This window comes from Arthrobacter sp. CMU6 (assembly GCF_059090205.1).
Map to the genome: position 1 here is coordinate 83127 of NZ_JBNHFL010000009.1, position 16309 is coordinate 99435.

16 protein-coding genes and 3 pseudogenes are annotated in these 16309 nt (G+C 62.3%); 13 read left to right on the forward strand and 6 right to left on the reverse strand.

Annotation, left to right across the window (positions count from 1 at the left end):
- The first annotated feature begins 327 nt into the window (after positions 1 to 327).
- The 4 genes and pseudogenes from AC5RWD_RS08365 (at position 328) to AC5RWD_RS08380 (ending at position 4069) form a co-directional block, all read left to right on the forward strand.
- Entirely contained in the window at positions 328 to 1752 is a 1425-nt protein-coding gene (locus tag AC5RWD_RS08365) for an MFS transporter (RefSeq protein ID WP_494019573.1), read from the forward strand.
- 761 nt (positions 1753 to 2513) lie between these two features.
- Positions 2514 to 2750 (forward strand): annotated as a pseudogene (locus tag AC5RWD_RS08370) (DUF2071 domain-containing protein); the annotation flags it as partial.
- A 259-nt stretch (positions 2751 to 3009) separates the two neighbouring features.
- The gene (locus AC5RWD_RS08375; protein WP_494019574.1) at positions 3010 to 3516 is read left to right on the forward strand and encodes a COG4315 family predicted lipoprotein; all 507 of its coding nucleotides are present in this window, start codon (positions 3010 to 3012) and stop codon (positions 3514 to 3516) included.
- 448 nt (positions 3517 to 3964) lie between these two features.
- Positions 3965 to 4069, forward strand: a complete 105-nt coding sequence (locus tag AC5RWD_RS08380) for a DUF6221 family protein (RefSeq protein ID WP_494019575.1) — start codon at positions 3965 to 3967, stop codon at positions 4067 to 4069.
- A gap of 216 nt (positions 4070 to 4285) precedes the next feature.
- Here the strand turns inward: AC5RWD_RS08380 and AC5RWD_RS08385 are convergent, their stop codons facing one another.
- On the reverse strand, positions 4286 to 4978 hold the full coding sequence (locus AC5RWD_RS08385) for a hypothetical protein (RefSeq protein WP_494019576.1): 693 nt from the start codon (positions 4976 to 4978) through the stop codon (positions 4286 to 4288).
- Positions 4979 to 5718: 740 nt separating this feature from the next.
- On the opposite strand from AC5RWD_RS08385, the gene AC5RWD_RS08390 reads away from it, so the two are divergent.
- From AC5RWD_RS08390 to AC5RWD_RS08405, 4 genes are all read left to right on the forward strand, one after another.
- The gene (locus AC5RWD_RS08390) at positions 5719 to 5976 is read left to right on the forward strand and encodes a hypothetical protein (protein WP_494019577.1); all 258 of its coding nucleotides are present in this window, start codon (positions 5719 to 5721) and stop codon (positions 5974 to 5976) included.
- A gap of 2 nt (positions 5977 to 5978) precedes the next feature.
- A complete protein-coding gene (locus tag AC5RWD_RS08395) occupies positions 5979 to 6410 on the forward strand; it encodes a hypothetical protein (protein ID WP_494019578.1) in 432 nt (143 codons plus the stop codon).
- A gap of 73 nt (positions 6411 to 6483) precedes the next feature.
- A complete protein-coding gene (locus AC5RWD_RS08400) occupies positions 6484 to 6783 on the forward strand; it encodes a DUF4193 domain-containing protein (protein ID WP_494019579.1) in 300 nt (99 codons plus the stop codon).
- 69 nt (positions 6784 to 6852) lie between these two features.
- Complete coding sequence (locus tag AC5RWD_RS08405; RefSeq protein ID WP_494019580.1) at positions 6853 to 7047, forward strand: hypothetical protein; 195 nt, start codon at positions 6853 to 6855, stop codon at positions 7045 to 7047.
- 98 nt (positions 7048 to 7145) lie between these two features.
- Here the strand turns inward: AC5RWD_RS08405 and AC5RWD_RS08410 are convergent, their stop codons facing one another.
- Together AC5RWD_RS08410 and AC5RWD_RS08415 are read right to left on the reverse strand one after the other, a co-directional pair.
- Positions 7146 to 7562: a CBS domain-containing protein gene (locus AC5RWD_RS08410; RefSeq protein ID WP_494019581.1), complete on the reverse strand. Its 417-nt coding sequence runs from the start codon at positions 7560 to 7562 to the stop codon at positions 7146 to 7148.
- Positions 7563 to 8450: 888 nt separating this feature from the next.
- Entirely contained in the window at positions 8451 to 8807 is a 357-nt protein-coding gene (locus AC5RWD_RS08415; RefSeq protein ID WP_494019582.1) for a VOC family protein, read from the reverse strand.
- Positions 8808 to 9186: 379 nt separating this feature from the next.
- On the opposite strand from AC5RWD_RS08415, the gene AC5RWD_RS08420 reads away from it, so the two are divergent.
- The gene (locus AC5RWD_RS08420; protein WP_494019583.1) at positions 9187 to 9669 is read left to right on the forward strand and encodes a hypothetical protein; all 483 of its coding nucleotides are present in this window, start codon (positions 9187 to 9189) and stop codon (positions 9667 to 9669) included.
- A 727-nt stretch (positions 9670 to 10396) separates the two neighbouring features.
- The gene (locus AC5RWD_RS08425) at positions 10397 to 10804 is read left to right on the forward strand and encodes a hypothetical protein (protein WP_494019584.1); all 408 of its coding nucleotides are present in this window, start codon (positions 10397 to 10399) and stop codon (positions 10802 to 10804) included.
- Positions 10805 to 11544: 740 nt separating this feature from the next.
- On the opposite strand, the gene AC5RWD_RS08430 is transcribed toward AC5RWD_RS08425, so the two are convergent.
- Both AC5RWD_RS08430 and AC5RWD_RS08435 read right to left on the reverse strand, forming a co-directional pair.
- Positions 11545 to 11748 carry a cold-shock protein gene (locus AC5RWD_RS08430; protein ID WP_494019585.1) on the reverse strand — a complete coding sequence of 68 codons (204 nt, stop codon included), beginning with the start codon at positions 11746 to 11748 and terminating at the stop codon, positions 11545 to 11547.
- Positions 11749 to 12446: 698 nt separating this feature from the next.
- The gene (locus AC5RWD_RS08435) at positions 12447 to 12857 is read right to left on the reverse strand and encodes a RidA family protein (protein WP_494019586.1); all 411 of its coding nucleotides are present in this window, start codon (positions 12855 to 12857) and stop codon (positions 12447 to 12449) included.
- 107 nt (positions 12858 to 12964) lie between these two features.
- Here AC5RWD_RS08435 and AC5RWD_RS08440 point away from each other — a divergent pair, with 107 nt between their 5' ends.
- From AC5RWD_RS08440 to AC5RWD_RS08450, 3 genes and pseudogenes are all read left to right on the forward strand, one after another.
- On the forward strand, positions 12965 to 13333 hold the full coding sequence (locus tag AC5RWD_RS08440) for a winged helix-turn-helix transcriptional regulator (RefSeq protein WP_494019587.1): 369 nt from the start codon (positions 12965 to 12967) through the stop codon (positions 13331 to 13333).
- A gap of 69 nt (positions 13334 to 13402) precedes the next feature.
- Positions 13403 to 13944: pseudogene (locus AC5RWD_RS08445) on the forward strand (amylo-alpha-1,6-glucosidase); the annotation flags it as partial.
- Between the two features lie 778 nt (positions 13945 to 14722).
- Entirely contained in the window at positions 14723 to 15793 is a 1071-nt protein-coding gene (locus tag AC5RWD_RS08450; protein WP_494019588.1) for a serine hydrolase, read from the forward strand.
- 114 nt (positions 15794 to 15907) lie between these two features.
- Here the strand turns inward: AC5RWD_RS08450 and AC5RWD_RS08455 are convergent.
- Positions 15908 to 16215 (reverse strand): annotated as a pseudogene (locus AC5RWD_RS08455) (transposase); the annotation flags it as partial.
- Positions 16216 to 16309 lie beyond the last annotated feature (94 nt).

Consider the following 16309-nt stretch of genomic DNA (forward strand, 5'->3'; position numbering starts at 1 on the left):
CCGCGCTGGGCTCGGGCAAGGGCGTCAGCGGCTCCTCCTAGCAGCCACCGGCGCAAGATCGGGACTTCCGTCTGCGCAACGAAAAAATTCATTGACACACCCGGCGACCCTACGTATCGTTGCTTGCAACCGATCTCAGCAACCGATCTCAGAGGCGTGATCACTGCAACCGATCTCATAACAGCAAAGCAGCCGCATCGGCCCCCGGGAGCCCAGCGATAGCTTCGGGCGAGTCACAGGCGGGCACGACCGGCCCACCACGTCGCTGCGGTTGTCCCGAAAATTCCAATACCCCTCCCCAGCAAACGTGAAAATATGGAGAGTTCAATGAAGACCTCAAAAGAAGCCTTCGGCAGCCCCGACCGATCGGAGCTTCCTGAAGTGTCCGAGCGCCCTCACCGCAACATCAACATGGTGGCAGGCACCATCGGCCACTTCGTCGAATGGTATGACTGGTACATCTACGGGCTGCTGGCAGCGGTCTTCTCGTCACAGATTTTCCCCAGCGAGTCCCCGTTCGCATCCCTTGTCGCAGCACTGCTCACCTACGCGGTCGGGTTTGTTGTACGCCCACTGAGCGGCATCATCATCTCGCCACTGGCCGACCGCTTCGGCCGGCGGCTTATCCTGACCCTCTCCATCTCCGGCATGGCCCTCGGTGCTCTGATCATCGGCCTCACCCCGCCTTTTGCGGCAATCGGCTACGCGGCACCGGTTCTCTTTCTGATTGCACGCATCCTCCAAGGAATCTCGGCCGGCACTGAGCAGCAGAGCGCCATCGCGTTCATGGTCGAACACGCTCCCGCGAACCGGAGGGGCCTGTTCGGCTCGTTCTCCAACATGGCAAGCGGCCTCGCGACCCTCGCAGCGACCGGCGGCGCGGCGATGGTGACATCATCCTTTGCTCCAGACGACCTCGCCGCCTGGGGTTGGCGCATCCCCTTCCTCGTGGGCGGCGTCCTCGGCGTCGTCGGTCTCATCCTGCGGGCCCGCGCAGACGAGACCCCTGAATTTGAGGCAAGTACCCTCGTCGATCAAAAGTCCGCCTGGGCACGCCTGAAGGACCTGCTCCGCGAACACCCGAAGGCTCTGCTGCAGGCAGCGGCGCTCTCTGCCCCGGCAGTGGCCTACTACACCTGGGCCACCTTCCTCCCCACCTACGCCAAGCTGACCACCGGCCGGGACCTGTCCTCCACTCTGGCCGGGAGTGTCATCGGGTTGGCCCTGCTCGTCGTCATCGTACCGGTCTGCGGCGCTCTCTCGGACCGACTCGGCCGCCGCAAGATCTTCCCCATCATCGGCGCCATCGGCATGATCGTGCTCTTCTACCCCTTGCTCCTGCTGCTGAACCAGCCAGGCTTCGGCGTGTACGTTCTGGTGTCGGCATCCGGATGGGTGGTTCTCGGTATCTGGCAATCCGTTTACCCGACCATCCAGGCCGAGCTGTTTCCGGCCTCAGTCCGGGTGTCCGGCATCGGATTCGCACACCAGATCGTCATCGCCGTCTTCGGTGGCACCGCACCACTTATCGCCGCCGCATTCGTCGGCGCCGGACAACCCATGTACGTCGCGGTCTACATGATCGCCATCGTCGCCCTCAGTCTCATCGTCTACTTCACGCTCCCGGAGACCGGAAGCCGTGGTGGGCGCGCCACCGTGGCTCCGGCCGACCCCGAGGTACTCGAGGGCGAGCACCTGCTCTCCGAGACTGCACACGGCGGCGTAATTCAAGCGAAGGGTTCCAGGTCCTAGGCGTCCTTCTCCTGCTCCCGTGACCATGTAACGCCCCCGCACTTCGGAGATCGCCCTCGACCGAGACCCGGTCGAGGGCGACCCCATGTCCGGCCAAGGCCACCAACGGGCTGATTAACGACAAACACAAGTGAGCCCCGGACACCTTCAAAGTTCACGCATCTGGTGCATCCCAAGAAGATGTCGAGACAGGTTGGGCCAAGAGAGGCCATGCCAGGCGTGGCCTTTCGGACGTCTGCAGGCAAGTCGCCGCACCACAGCCTGACTGGTTCCCATCCGCCAAGGGTGCTTCGCCGTCTCACCCGTTCCATCATGCGGTCATTCAACAGGCTGGTAGTGAACAGTCATGAAAGACCAGCCAGCAGTGACCCATTTCGGGACATCGCGGCATAGTTCAGGGCAACCAGGAACAGCTATCGACGGCAAACCCTCGATCCACGGAAGAAGGCAGCGAACATCATGGGCTACAACGTAGGGCAAGTCGCATCCCCGTCGGGCAGTACCGGAGAGCCTGAAGGCGTCCGGCGACACCGATCTCCTTGGGCGCAAGTCATGCCGCCCTCCCCCAGACCCACCATGAAGAAGTGAACAGCCGACCAAAAACCCGAACAGGGGGAAACGAGTGAACACCCAGCGAAGCAACAACAAAACCCACATCCAAATTTTTCACAGGGTCATGTTGGCAGAGCCATGAACGTCCATGAACTGGTAACGAACGACAAACCGTCGATCCAGGTAGGCAAGGAGGCAACCGGCTTACAGCCCGCTTCGGGCTCCATGCCCGCGTGGGGCGGCGGGTCTTTTACCTGCCCATTGCTCACCGGCCTTGGCCGCTGTATTGCGCTGCGCCCACCGCATTGGACGATGCGCTGGTCTGCGACGCCGGGATCACGGTCCACTGCCCGCCCGACTCCGTGCTGTACTCCCCCGGTGTTCGAACGCAGATCGGCCAGCCCAGCAGGTTCGGGGCTGATTCAGCGGCGCCCCCAAGCACTTAGCAGATCCGGCCCCGGATGCGGGGCACAGTCGCGTGACCGGATCGCCAACTCCTGTGCCGCGCACGACGGATGGGGCGAGCGGCGGACCAGGGCCGCTGTCATGTATCAAGTCCAAATACGTGATTCGGAAGCGCTGCCCGCTGCATCGCGGGTTGCTCGCTCGAATCTAAGGCTGCCTTCGGCTCTGTCCCGGTCTGTTGGTTGTGCAGCCGCTCAAGCAAAATTAGATAGACACCAATGGCAGAACCAAGGAGCGGGCATGGAAAAGCAACTGCGCATCGGCCTATCCGCGTTGGCCCTGGCTGTGACCCTTAGCGGCTGCGGCGGCAACCCCGGGTCTACGAGTCCCACCACGGGTATTCCGCCGGCGTCGGCGACCGCTCCGGCTCCGGGTGTCTCCACTAGTGCCGCAGCGGACGTTGCACTCAAGACCGCCACTTCCGCGGCCGGTCCGATCGTCGTGGACAAGGACGGCAGGAGCATTTATTTCTTTACCAAGGATGTCAAGGATTCACAGGCAAGCGCCTGCAAGGACGCCTGTGCGACCGCATGGCCCGCGGTCACGACAAGCTCCGATGCGCCTGCAGTGGAAGGCGTCAGCGGCACTATCGGCACCATCAGCACGGCCAGCGGTTCAAAACAGATCACGATCAACGGCATGCCGGTCTACTACTATGCCAAGGACAAGAAGGCCGGGGACATATTGGGCCAGGGCGTCAACAACGCCTGGTACCTGGTCAGCCCGTCCGGTCAAATGTTGAAGTAAGTTTGTCCCCCGAAGAGAGCCGGCCGCCGGCGACAGTCCTCCACGTGCCCTGACGCCGCGCGCCCCGCAATTTCACACTCTGTACCGCAGCAGCCTGACGCCAGAACGGGCCCGCCCAGAGAACAACGCACCCGTCGCGTTGCGCGGCCAGGCCATACCCCGCAATTGCGACCGCTCCTCGGGTCTGCCCCATGGCGCCAAAACGTGTGCAGTGCAAGCGACTACTCGGCCGCCGAGATGCCTTGCTTCCCAAAGGAGATGAGACTGTCCCAGCGGCTGAACATTGCGCACTACTCCATCGGTCCCCGATGGCACGAGCTCAACCACGCTGCCGGGCTCAACTGCGAAGAGGCGGGGCTGAACCGCAGACCGTGCTAGATGCCTGCTCTGAGACGGCGCCGGGGTATTTGTCGTGCAAAGCCGAAGACCGGGTCTCGTAGTCACTGACATGGCCAGTGAGGTCGGCGGGACCAGTGAATACGTCCTCATGTGCATGGCATCCCCATACCGGGACCACCCCGATTACCAAGAAGGCTGGAGAATAGAGCCCTGAGAGAGATTACGCGTGCCACCGATTGCCCATCCACCCGCTCGGGTGTCAGTTTGTCCCTGCGGCCTGTTGCATACCCCCTGCGTTGCCTTGGCGGGACTGCGCTTTCGCCTTGGGATGGTAGCGCCAGACAGGAATGTTAGTGACCATGGAAACGCGGCGGGGTCAGCTTTGAGGTACCAGGTTCGCTGGTGGTGACGCCACAACGCGAGCGTAAGGCTAGGCCTTTAGCTGAAGCTCCGGGCAAATCACTCTGTTGGATTCCAGCCAGAACAGCAACAGATCCGTGTCCTTGGCTTTTGGCTCCAGTTTTTTCGCTCCTTCCAGGAATTTCGTTGAATCAGCATTTGAGTCCATATACATGCAGGAAAGCAGTCCGAGCCGAGCGACCCGGTCATCCGGCAGTTTCCCTGAGCCGCCCTTGCCGAGCACTCCAAGCCGGTCCGAGTTGGCGAATCCTTCCAGTTTGTCTCCCCATTTATCAAAGGCGTCCGTAACTCCCTGATCGCAGGCATTCTCGGATAGGTCAGAGCACCTGTACTTCTTGCCGTTGATTTGAATGGTCTTCGGACCAGAGTTCGGCTGGGTCGCTACGGGAGAGTCGGTAGGCGTTCCTGTGTCGGTTTCCGTACTGCTCGGGGACTCTGTTCCCGTGGCCGCTGCTGACCCTGCCGGGGTGGACGTTCCCGTAGCGGTGGATGTTTCCGTAGGGGTGCTGGTACCGGACGCCGTGGCTGCATCCGAGACCGGTGTTGTGGGCACGAGCCCTGGCTCGGTCTGCGTCTGGGTGGGAGTTACCGCCACCGTTTGGGTGATAGTGGTCGCGGGAGCGGAGGGATCCCCGCCAGCGCAGGCTGAGAAGACAGGAATAAGGCAAAGCCCGATAAACAGGGGTGATCGTTTTTTCTGCATGGGGGATCATTCCGATGATTGCTTCAGCCCATTGGGCGAGCGGCTAAATTGAGCAGCAGAACCGCAATGCGGTTCCGTGATGAGACGACAAGCTAAAAAGCACACTGAACAGGATTTCAGGCAGCCGACACCTCCTCGTACCAGCAACCTCATGACCCTCACAGGACCTTCCCAGCCAGCGCCGGAAATAGCCCGGTGAGCAATCAAAGTACGCCTGGGCACCAGAGGTGTCAAGAACAGACGCCCGCCTCCTAACGAGGCGTCATGAGATAGACCACGAGAAGTGATTGGTACCCGGCCATAGCTAACTATAAAAATCGTAAAGGCCGTCCATTATCTGACAATCTTCCTGTTTATTGACAGTAAGTTGACAAACTATAGAACGTTCATATGTCTCCTATGAATGCCGGGCAAAAGATGTTTCATCCACCTCAGTCCTACCTTGCACGGTCTCCCAAGCCGCCGGGTTGCGCTTAGTCGGCTGGGAGCGGAGGAGATCCGTAATCGTCTGCGGCTACCGCCCGGGACATGATTCAGGGTACGGTGCCTTTGCGGTCTGCACCCGGGTCATCCGGGGTATGTACAGACCCGGGCAGCGTGGGATAGATTCGATGCTTGGTCCCTGCATGCCAGCATCTTCCAGGTAAGGGGGCTCTTCCCGCGGCTGGTGTCCCGCGGGGAGGTAACGCCGCTGTAGCCGCATGGCGGCACCCACACACACCCTGAGGAAAGAGCCTGCCATGGCCACCTCGCATTTCCGGCAGTTCCTGCAGGACGCCACGTCCCCCGCCCCTGACACGGACATACCGTTGGGACCGGACTGCCTCTACGGGCTGTACACGAGCTGGTGCCTGCTTCACGGTGTAGCACCTAAATCCGGGCAGTTTTTCCGGGTGGGTATACGCCTGTGCCGCATCAGCGTCCACAACGGCAGGCTCAGGATGATGGGCCGGGCTGCGGCAGACTACATCCTGGCCAGCTACCCCCACCCGGCCTGATCATGTCGCTCGGATTTCCCGGCTTCCGCCCCGGCGGCGCCGGCCGGCCGCCCCGCGTGCAGCCGGTGATGTGCGAGCACTGCGGCACGCACCACCACCTCACTATCAGGTCCATGACCGATCTTCCGCAGTACCCGGCCGGCGTCGTCCTGGTGGCCTACACCTGCAGCCGGTGCGGGCGGTTCGGAGAACATCCGGCCCGGACCGCTGACGTGTCCATGGTTCTGGCCAGCACGGAGCCCTCCGGTGACGTGCTGATGTTCGGTGGCCACTACATGCACTGCGGACAGCCGATGGGAACGGCAGGTTCGGAGCTCCGCCGGGTCTCCGCGCCCCTGTCCACCGAAGGCACAGGCGATGACGGCTTGGACGTATACCTCTCCACCAGGGTCCTCAGATGCGTCTGCGGCTTCCAGCTGGAACTCCCCGAGTAGGGGTCGGACCCGCACACGGCGTTCCAGCCCTGGAGTGATTCCCAGAACTTAGCAATCAAGAAGGAACGACGAGATGGCTATCGATTACGACTCCCCACGACAGGCACCCGAAGACGATGTGACCGGGACGCCTGAGCACGTCGGCCTGGACAAAACCGCTGCCCGCGGGGCGGCCATCGACGCAGACGAAAGCGACATCGCCGAAAGCTTCGAACTGCCCGGGGCAGATCTGTCCAAAGAGGAATTGCTCATCCCCATCGTCCCACTCCAGCCCGACGAATTCGCCTGCACGTCGTGCTTCCTCGTTCACCATCGCAGCCAGTTGGCGAGCGAAAAGAACGGCAAGAAATACTGCACCGAATGTGGAAGCTAACCGCCCCACTTAGAGGACTTCACACAGCCCGCAGCCCGGGCCAGCGGCTGGCCCAAGGGAACCAAAGCCGTGGAACCCACACGACCAGCCATCATGGAAGCGGACTCGGTTACGACCTGCGCCTGGGGTCCGGGTCGTCTGGTCGCGGTTCCGGCTCCGGTAAAGGGCCGGGGGCCGGAGCAGGAAGTGGTTCCGGCTCCGGCGGTGTCGGGTCCGGAGATCCAGGATCCGGCGAGCCAGGCCCGGCAGGCTCTGGGGATGTAGGAAACGGCTCCGGTTCTGGCAGCGGTGGGATGGTCACAGCTTCCCCCTTTTCTGATACGAACGAACGCTCATCTGCTTCTGGGCGTCGGACGATCGGTTCAGTAGAAGGAGATGAGCTCGACGAGCTCCCCGACCCTGTCCTCGGGGTAGTTTCGTGCGATGTCTGCCTGGCTGAGGATGCCTATCAGGTCGTGGCCGTCAATGACCGGCAGCCTGCGCACCTGGTGCTCCCCCATGGTCCTGATCGCGTCTTCTATGGAGTCGTCGGCACCTATGGTCACCGGTTTGCCCTGGCCGTAATCCCCGGCCTTGGAGGTGCGGGGGTCTCCTCCTTCAGCGAAGCATTTGATGACGATGTCACGGTCGGTGATCATGCCCTTGAGGCGATTGTCCTCTCCGCATATTGGCAGGGCACCGACGTCCAGCTCCTTCATTTTCCGGGCCGCGGCTTCCAGCGTGTCGTTCTCGCCGATGCATTCAACGCCGCCGGTCATGATTTCACGTGCAGTTGTCATCGCATTCTCCTCAAGACGATCCGAAGGGGATTCCAGCGTCAGGGGCCGCCGTCTTGTCAGCCCGGCAACCACCAACCCCTGAACGGTAAGTCCGCCGCCTGACTGTGTCCAGACCTTGTTTCCACTTAAGCGGGATGAGAACCGCAGCCTCTGAGCGGGACGTTGGACCCTGCAGCCGACGCCTGTGGCGCCGTCCCTCGTTGAAGAGGGCGGCTGTGACGGTCTCCCATACAAACGCCTATGTATCACTCCGTGGTTAAGCAGTTTCTGTAGTGCCTAGATCCGCCCCGTTTCCTGGCATTTGTGAGTCCGGCTCTCGGGAGGAGTACGCCCGAGCAAGTCCCATAAAACTACCCACTTTGTTGCGGAAAAGCGTGGGTTTTCATGCCTATACGAGCATCGCCGTCGGCTGGGCCGCCGCTGTCGCTCTCCCCGACCACCACTGATCCCGATGCGGCCTCCCGCCGGATCGAAGAACTGCCCCACACAGGAGCCGAAGGGCTCAGCATCAAAATAGCAACGAGCGTGCGCCCCGGGAGCCCGCTCCTGGTTGAAGCTCAAACACAGGGAAATCGTAGACGTCATCTGCGGCGCAGTGATCGAGGGTGAACTGCGGCCCGCAGCCTGGCAGAGCCCTTTCACGAACCCTGCAATTACATCTTTCTCAAATGGGTAACGTTTGCCGGCGTGGGACCTCGTAGCCAGCGTTTTCAGGTCCCGGACGGCTCTTTTTCTGGCCTGCACGGGATCGCGCATGCGGTAGTAGTCAGCGCCGGATCGCGTAGATCTCCCCATTGGTGCGCATGTTCCATGACGCCGTGAAAATGACGCTGAGCCAGCAGCCTACGGCTCATCCCCCCTTTGGCCATGACTCCCCACATCGGCCTGTCACCACTGCACGAGACAGAACGGATGCCCCGCCGGGTCCAAATACACGCGGAACGCATCAGTGCCCCGGGCGAGTGGCGTGGCTCCAATCTCAAGAACCTGCCGCTCTGCCTCGTCGAGGTCCTTCACACGTACGTCGAGGTGCGCCTGCTGTGGAACGTCCTGCCCAGGCCATTGCGGCGGCCGGTAGCCCTCCACTTGTTGGAACGCCAGCGCAGGTCGATCCTCGGCATCACCGATCGTGATCCAGCCAGAATCATCCTGAACGCGGATCATGCCCAGTAATTGCTGGTAAAAAGTCGCCAGCGGATCCGGATCCGCGCAGTCGAAGACAGTGGTATGCCAGGAACCAATCATGGCCCCAATTATGGTGCTCTTGCATTCACTCGCACCATGGCAGGATGAGCGATTTCAACTCCTGAAAACGGATTATCGACGGATAATCCAATAACCGGCGTGGTTATGGTTAGGCGACATCGGCGACATAGTTAGGAGAATCGCCGGTTGTCATCCAGCCTGCGCTGTCGCGCCCAGAATGGACGGGTGCCGTCGAAGCGATTACTGGGTCAGTGAGACTTCCCGTATCCCAAGGGTTACGAGATGGTGAGCAGTGGAGCTTCCCATTGTCCGAATTAGAGCGTTCCGTTCCGAGGTCGCGGACCGGTTTCGGTACGGCCTATTTCTCTGGTGCTTTCCACCGTAGGCTATGGGCATCCATCGCACACAGGAGGCACCCATGCGCACGGCAGAACATCTGGCTGAAACCGAGCACGTCCACCGTCTTTCTGAAAACCTCGCGTCCCAATTGGCCAAGGGAAGGGAATGGGCCACCCCGGGGGTGCAGGCCGCACTACAAAAAGCGGTTGCCGGGCTGGATACCGGCATTGAAAGCGCCTCACCGCGCATTCAAACGCTTTTGCGGCGGCTGGCTGACGAGCTTGCCGGCGGTGTCGAGACACTCACTCCTCAAGTCCAGGAACGTATACGCAGGATGGGGACAAAAGCCGCTGCCGATGTGACGGCTCCCGTTCCGGCTGTGCACCGGGCTTCGCGGACGCTGTGGTGGATCGGCGGACTGCTGCTAATGGTCGCTGCCGGCCTAGGCGTGCGGCGCTCCCTTAAGACATCTGATGGAGGGACAGAATCGTCGCTGACTGCCCAGGATACCGGCACCGTGAATCCCGAGGCTGACGCAGACCTGACCGCCGGACAGATATAGGAGCACACCCTGGAGAGGCAGCACGAAGGCGTCACCCCAGGAAAGTGGCAACAGCCAGCGATGACGGACGCGCAACTTCTTAGGATTCTCAGTGATCCCAGGGGGCCGGAAGAGGCCACGGCCAGCATGTCGGATGACGATTTAGCCGGACTCCTGGACGCCCTTTATCGGAACCTGGATACTCACGCGCCAGAACCGTCCGTCATCCTTTGGTACGAAATAGGAGTCGAAGAGAGCAATCACAGGGCCCGCTGAAGCTGCGCCGCGCAAGGCCAAGGGCCCGCGCCAGTACCGGCGCTTGGAGCACAGTTTGGTTAACGGCGCCTGTCGTTGGTTCGCTCGGTGTCGAAGTTTTCCATGCGGACTTCCTCGTTGACGGTGACGTTCACGGCCATCCTAGGTTTGCTCCGATCCCGCCGCCCGGGTAATTCAGAGGATCGGGGTTGGCGTCGGCAGGGGAGTGCGTGCCGGGCCCTGCGGCCTGGCCCGGAGGGCGGCGCCTCGGGCCAGATATAGAGAGTCTTTCGCGGGCGCCTTGGAGAAACCCGGCGAATATTATGAAAGGATACCCTTACCCCAGAAAACGGCACTCCTCCAGGCGGGGGCTCGTCCAGGCCCCACCAGAATAGGGTGGGAATCCTCACTGCTGTTGACTTGTCCACAGGGTATTCACCATGAAGTGGTGGGAGAGTACGGCTGGCAGGACAGGCGAAGGGAGGTGATTCCCGTGGAAGTCGGGATGCCCGGCAGCGCCGCCGGTGCGGACGGTGGAACCGCCGGCACTCGGGTGCAGGCGGAAGGGCCGGAACTGATGGTCCTTCCCGAACTCCTCTCAACGGCTGACCACGGGCACCCTCTCGCCACTTCCTCTGCCGAACCAGTCCTCTGGTCCCAGCCTGGCAAGGCCGGACCGGGCAGGCTTCTCCAATTCCAGCTCAACGGCCTGATCGGCCGAATCCTGGCCCAGCCCAACCTAGAGCCTGACCTGCGTCTGGCCCTGCTCCGGCATCTGGCCGAGAACCCGGGGCGCCCGGAGCAGGCTTTGCTCGCTCACCTCCGCGACGTTCACGATCCGGAGGACCTGCCACCGTACAGGGGCGGCAAGAAGCCTTCGAGGCAGCCGTCCGGTTCATAGTCTGGCCCTTTCCGGTTGAACTGCCTCCGGGCACGCCCAACAGACGACGGCGGCTCGGGGAACCTTCTCTGGGGCGCTTTTCAGCCGTTCAGGTGGGCGCTGTTGGTTAGCCGTGGGCGGTCAGGGGTCCTACAGGTCAGCGCCTGTTCACTGCCTCGGTGAGTTGCCTGGGCCGGAAGGGTTTGATCAGGAGGCCGAGGCTCCGGAGGTCAGGCCGGCCATTTCATCGTCGGCCTCGGCCCGGGCGGTGACCAACAGCATCGGCGCTTAGGACCGTGACCGGATATAGCGGGCGACGTCCAGACCGTCCAGGTCCGGCAAGTTCAGATCCCCGGTTACCAGGACCGGGTGGTGTTCCCAGGCCGCAACCACCCCGTGGACGCCATTACGGCATGAACCTCGAAGCTAATGCGTGTCAGGATCAGCGTGAGCAGGTCCCGGATGTCCCGGTCATCCTCGATGACCAGTCAAAGCCCGCGTGAAACAACAAATGCCCCCGGCCTGTAGTACTGCAGATCAGTGTAGGGCGATCACCTCAAGCCCGATAGCAGAGCAGCACAAAACCGGTTCAGTCCGGACGGGCGTAGCCTAAAATCAGGCCGGCGGCGGACGAGCCCGACCGTTTCCCCCAATGCACGGGGCTCACCCCAGCCCGTCGCCGGTCCCGACCCTTTTACGCCGACCAGGCAGCCGGGCAGGCCGAAGCTCCGTCCGGCAGTACCTGAGGAGTCACCTCAGAGCTATCGCACGCGGACGTTCTGCGCGACAGGGCCCTTGGCTCCTTGCCCGACCTCGTACTGGACTTTCTGGTTTTCCTCCAGGGAGCGGTATCCGTTGCCGGCGATCCCTGTGTAGTGGGCGAAGAGATCCCCGGACCCGTCGTCCGGGGAGATGAAACCGAAACCCTTTTCAGTGTTGAACCACTTGACCGTGCCTGTTGCCATGCCTGATCCCCCTTCTGCTCCTGCGCCGGGCCCACGGCCTGCGCAGCGGACACCGTCGTCCGCATGCCACAACCTACGGCCACCACCACCGGGAGGGCAAGGGGGTTCAACGCCTGAGCTAGGCATCCGGGCCCAGGTGAAGTGCCCAGTCCGGCCCAGTCCGAGGCCGGTACAGCCGAATCCGAAGCGCAGGGTGTGGAGACTGTCCACACCCTCTTTTGTGAGCATTTTTGAGCCCCAACCCATCCGAGTGTGACGATCCTTGCGCGGCGATGGGAATCCTTCTCCACGACCAGCCGCCGTGCCAGGCCAACTGCGGCGAGACGACGTTCCCGGCTCAGCCGGAATCCGGGTCACGAAATGGGCCGCGCAGTGATGTGCGGAGCAAACCGAGGACCGGCATTCATTGAACGTCCTAGCGTTGCGACCTCCCTTCGACCATCTCATGGCCGTAGACAGGAGAAGAGAGCATGACCAGAACTTCGCTCTATGAGCCGGGACCTCCATAAGGCCCGCGCCTTCCAGCACGATGGAATCTGGGTCATCGGCGTTCAAAGCACGGGACTAGAAGTAGCGGCGAGAACTCCCGGTCGGGCACCTTCAACATCGCTGCGGAGTACTCCCCGGCCTGACACATCGCGGGAGGCCGGTTCGAGGTACCGTCCGCCTCGCCGGCCGCCCGCCTGAGCCCGATGTCCTCAGTCCACGAGCGCGGTGGCCTCGACCTCCACAAGCACGTCCTCCTCGAACAGGGCCTCGACGCCGATGAGCGACGTGGGCGGCATCGGGAGCTCGAGGCCGATCTCGTCCGCGACGGCTTCCACGCCGGCCATGAAGTCGCCGATCCGCTCGGCCCGCCACTGCGTGACGTAAAACGTTAGCCGCAGCACGTCCGCAAATGTCGCGCCCGCGCCGGACAGGCCTGTGGCTGTGTTCCGCAGGGCATGCGCGACCTGCCCCGCCAGATCGCCCGGCGCGACGGGAGCGCCGTCGGCCTGGCGCGCGACCTGCCCGCTGATGTGTACGTGCCGCGCACCCGTACCGACGGTGACGTGGTGATACGGGACGGGCTGAAGCATGCCCTCAGGGGTAAAGCGCTGGACCGTCATATCGAAACTCCTCTTCTTGTCCTATGTGTATCGCCAAGGTACTTATGCCTAGGTATCATCAAGGTACTTAGGCGCCAGAGGACACTTCAACGAGACCAGGTTTCACCATGGATACCCCCACCGAGCTCCGCATCGCCACAGCGCACCGTGACCTCCTCGACCAGGTGCTCGACAAGTGGTCGCTCAGCGTCCTGAACGAGCTGTGCGAACGGCCTTCCCGCTTCAACGAGCTCCGCCGCGCCGTCCCGGAGGTCACGCAGAAATCGCTCACCGGGACGCTCCGGCGGCTGGAACGCAACGGCATCGTCGAACGCGAGGTGACCTCGACGCGTCCGGTCGCCGTCACCTACCGAATTACCCCGCTCGGCAAGACGCTCCGCCGCCCGGTTGACGTGCTGCTGGAGTGGGCAGAGCAGAACATGCCGCACATCGAGGCGGCACGCGACCGCTTCGACGAGGAGCTCGACCGCGTCTGATGCTGCCCGGAGAGATTCCACCTAGAACCACACCTCCTAAGTCAACAATCACTGGCGCGGAAACTGCCAGACTGGATCAGGGACTACGGGGACAGGGACGGCGACGGGTTGGTCGAGTATGAGCGCCTCAACGACCAAGGGCTGATCAACCAGGGCTGAAAGGATTCATGGGACGGCATCAACTTCGCCGACGGCAAGAAACGGCAGATCGACGCGTGCGCCTCCAACATGGGGCACTGCCTCGTATACGGCCTGGTGGATGAGGACAAAGCCTCACCGGTGGCCAAAAGGCTGATGTCCCCCGAGATGTTCAGCGGCTGGGGCGTGCGCACCCTCGCCAGCGACATGGGCGCGTACAACCCCGCCAGCTATCACAACGGTTCCGTCTGGCCCCACGACAACGCCATCATCGCGGCTGGTCTATTGCGCTACGGCTTCGTGGCCGAGGCTCAGCGGATTTGCATAGGGATACTGGAGGCAGCCGAGTACTCCGAGGGCCGCCCCCGGAGCTGTTCTGCGGATTCAGCCGAGATCAGCTCCCCGCCCGGTTATTATCCGACTGCGTGCTCACCCAGGCCTGGGCAGCGACCACACTCATCCAGCTGATAAGCCTCCCAATTCAGGTGGCAGTCGGAACTACACCTCAACCTGGCGTCGGGCATCGGTCACGCTGAAGGGCGGGGCTTGCGGACATCTGCGGGAAAGTCGTCTAAAAAAGGCGCTGCACCCCACCCTGACGTATGGGTCCTCATCCGTTTGGCACCTCAGCCGCCAAGCGTGATTCGACGTCCCACCCTTCCATCATGCAGTCATTCAACAGGCTGGCAATGAACAAATATGAAAGACCAGCCAGGCAGCAGATACCTTGTTTCGGATATCGCAGTAAAAATCCACAACGCGTCATGCAGTCGACGACGTCGGCACACATGAGCAACTATCGGCTGAGAAGATCCGGACCTGGGAAACCAATGGCAGTGAGCATCAGGGGCTATCGGCCAGGATCAGACGGCCAATGAGGGTCCGGGACCTGTCGAGGCAAGCAAAAGGCCTCGACAATTCCAACCGCCCGGAGCACCATGAAACCTGTATTTACAGTGTCAGGCCGATCGGACTCTGACCGGGCCTGCGTCGGCTATGAATCAGGACTCCGCATGCTCGCAGAACCACCAGTTTCCGATTCGGCGGACCGAAAGAGCGTTGTCATCGCCCCGTCCGGGGAGGGTCCCGGTTCCAACGTCTTCTCGCTCGCTGGGCTGGGCTACCGGAGAACAGAAGAGTCCCGAGAGGCGCCGCCGTTCGGGCACCGCTCCAGCGCCGAACCCCACCGCCGAAATCATTCGCGGAGGTCCCTGCGGGAACCCCGCCCAGAGTAGAAGGCATACACGTCGCATGTCTCCCCGACCGATTACCCAGCCGACAACGTGCCTGGTGCGCGGCCTCATCGCATCCATAGCGGCGCTGGTCCTGCCACTGTCCCTGAGCAGCTTCGCCGTGGCCGACGTTGAGCAATCATCCCCCGAGAGCTGGACCGCGGCAGCCAGTTTGGAGTCACCCGACCAGACCATCCAGGGCAAGCCCTTCAGCCCGCCTGCCGCAACCGCCCCCTTACCGAAGCCATCGGCTGACCCACCATCGTTAACCGCGGTCCCATCGCCGACGTCGTCAGCAACGCCCGCAGTGCGCGCCCGGACCAAGGCCACTGCGAAGACGCCGGCGGCTCCGGAGGCCACTCCCGCTCCCGCTCCAGCTGAATCACTCATTCAGGCCGCACCACCCTACGGTGCTCTCCGGAAACAGCTCAACGCCATCATCAGCACCTACCCCCAGTACCAGCTCGGCGTCGCCGTGATCGACATGTCGGACGGCGTCATCCACACCTACGGCGTCCAGGGAAAGTTCGTAGCTGCCAGCACAGGGAAGATCCTGGCGGCGGCCGCGTACTACCACTACGCCGAACGGGGCCTCCTGTCCCTCACGGCACCGATGGGCGGCCATACAGCGGCCTACCAGATCCACCAAATGATCCAGCAGAGCAACAACCAATCCTGGGCAATGATTCTTGGCGCCATCGGCAACCAAAGGATCCACGATTACGCCGCCGCCCTCGGGATTACCTATTACAGAACCCTCAACGAGCTGTCCCCCGCGGAGACTGCCACACTGCTCTACCTGCTGTACACGGGGCGCCTGATCAGCACGGGCCACGCGAACCAGTTGCTCTCCTACATGCAACACACGAACTACGAGACCCTCATCCCAGCGGCCGTTCCACCCACCATCACAGTGTTCCACAAGTATGGGCTGCTAAATGGGTACCTGCACGACGCCAGCATCCTGGTCCAGGGCGGCCGCGCCTACGCCTTCGTGGTGTACACCCTGGGCAGGAGCACGGCGGACATCCCGGCGCGAACCGGGGTCATCCACGAACTCACCCACGCAGTTGTGGAGAAGCTGTTCTAACACCAGCCGATCCCGGCGCTTCTGCGGGGGCTCTGGCAGGACCACGCATTCACGTACCATGCCCCGAGGAAACTGTCCGATTTTCGGTGGATGCACGGTTGGCATGTAGTTGATTCTTCCGTCAAAGCTGATGGCGAAGGCGTTCAGGGCCAACTTCCATCGTGTGGCCCATCGTGCCCTGTTTTTGCCTGTGAGGTCCAGTGCCCGGGTGGCGAGTAGAGGCATTTCAGGGCCGCCTGCTCGGAGGGGAAATGGCCCCGTGCCCTGACCGCGCGCCGGTAGCGGGCGTTGACGGATTCGATGGCGTTGGTGCTGCAGATGACCCGACGAATTTCGACGTCGTAGTCCAGGAACGGTACGAACTCGTTCCAGCCGTTCTCCCACAGCCGCGTGATCGGCGGGTACTGCCGGCCCCATTTGCCCGAGAACTCCACGAAGCGCTCCTTCGCTGCGGCCGGGTGAAGTCTCCGGGCCGAGGTCTGGACGAGACTGTGCCATATCGAGTCTTGGTCTGCT

Bases quoted from the DNA above. Each gene is read 5' to 3' on its own strand.
- AC5RWD_RS08430 (WP_494019585.1), bottom strand. From the start codon at position 11,748: ATGGCAACAGGCACGGTCAAGTGGTTCAACACTGAAAAGGGTTTCGGT.
- AC5RWD_RS08435 (WP_494019586.1), bottom strand. From the start codon at position 12,857: ATGACGGTCCAGCGCTTTACCCCTGAGGGCATGCTTCAGCCCGTCCCG.
- AC5RWD_RS08450 (WP_494019588.1), top strand. From the start codon at position 14,723: ATGTCTCCCCGACCGATTACCCAGCCGACAACGTGCCTGGTGCGCGGC.
- AC5RWD_RS08375 (WP_494019574.1), top strand. From the start codon at position 3,010: ATGGAAAAGCAACTGCGCATCGGCCTATCCGCGTTGGCCCTGGCTGTG.
- AC5RWD_RS08440 (WP_494019587.1), top strand. From the start codon at position 12,965: ATGGATACCCCCACCGAGCTCCGCATCGCCACAGCGCACCGTGACCTC.
- AC5RWD_RS08380 (WP_494019575.1), top strand. From the start codon at position 3,965: ATGGCCAGTGAGGTCGGCGGGACCAGTGAATACGTCCTCATGTGCATG.
- AC5RWD_RS08395 (WP_494019578.1), top strand. From the start codon at position 5,979: ATGTCGCTCGGATTTCCCGGCTTCCGCCCCGGCGGCGCCGGCCGGCCG.
- AC5RWD_RS08415 (WP_494019582.1), bottom strand. From the start codon at position 8,807: ATGATTGGTTCCTGGCATACCACTGTCTTCGACTGCGCGGATCCGGAT.
- AC5RWD_RS08385 (WP_494019576.1), bottom strand. From the start codon at position 4,978: ATGCAGAAAAAACGATCACCCCTGTTTATCGGGCTTTGCCTTATTCCT.
- AC5RWD_RS08390 (WP_494019577.1), top strand. From the start codon at position 5,719: ATGGCCACCTCGCATTTCCGGCAGTTCCTGCAGGACGCCACGTCCCCC.
- AC5RWD_RS08420 (WP_494019583.1), top strand. From the start codon at position 9,187: ATGCGCACGGCAGAACATCTGGCTGAAACCGAGCACGTCCACCGTCTT.
- AC5RWD_RS08400 (WP_494019579.1), top strand. From the start codon at position 6,484: ATGGCTATCGATTACGACTCCCCACGACAGGCACCCGAAGACGATGTG.
- AC5RWD_RS08365 (WP_494019573.1), top strand. From the start codon at position 328: ATGAAGACCTCAAAAGAAGCCTTCGGCAGCCCCGACCGATCGGAGCTT.
- AC5RWD_RS08410 (WP_494019581.1), bottom strand. From the start codon at position 7,562: ATGACAACTGCACGTGAAATCATGACCGGCGGCGTTGAATGCATCGGC.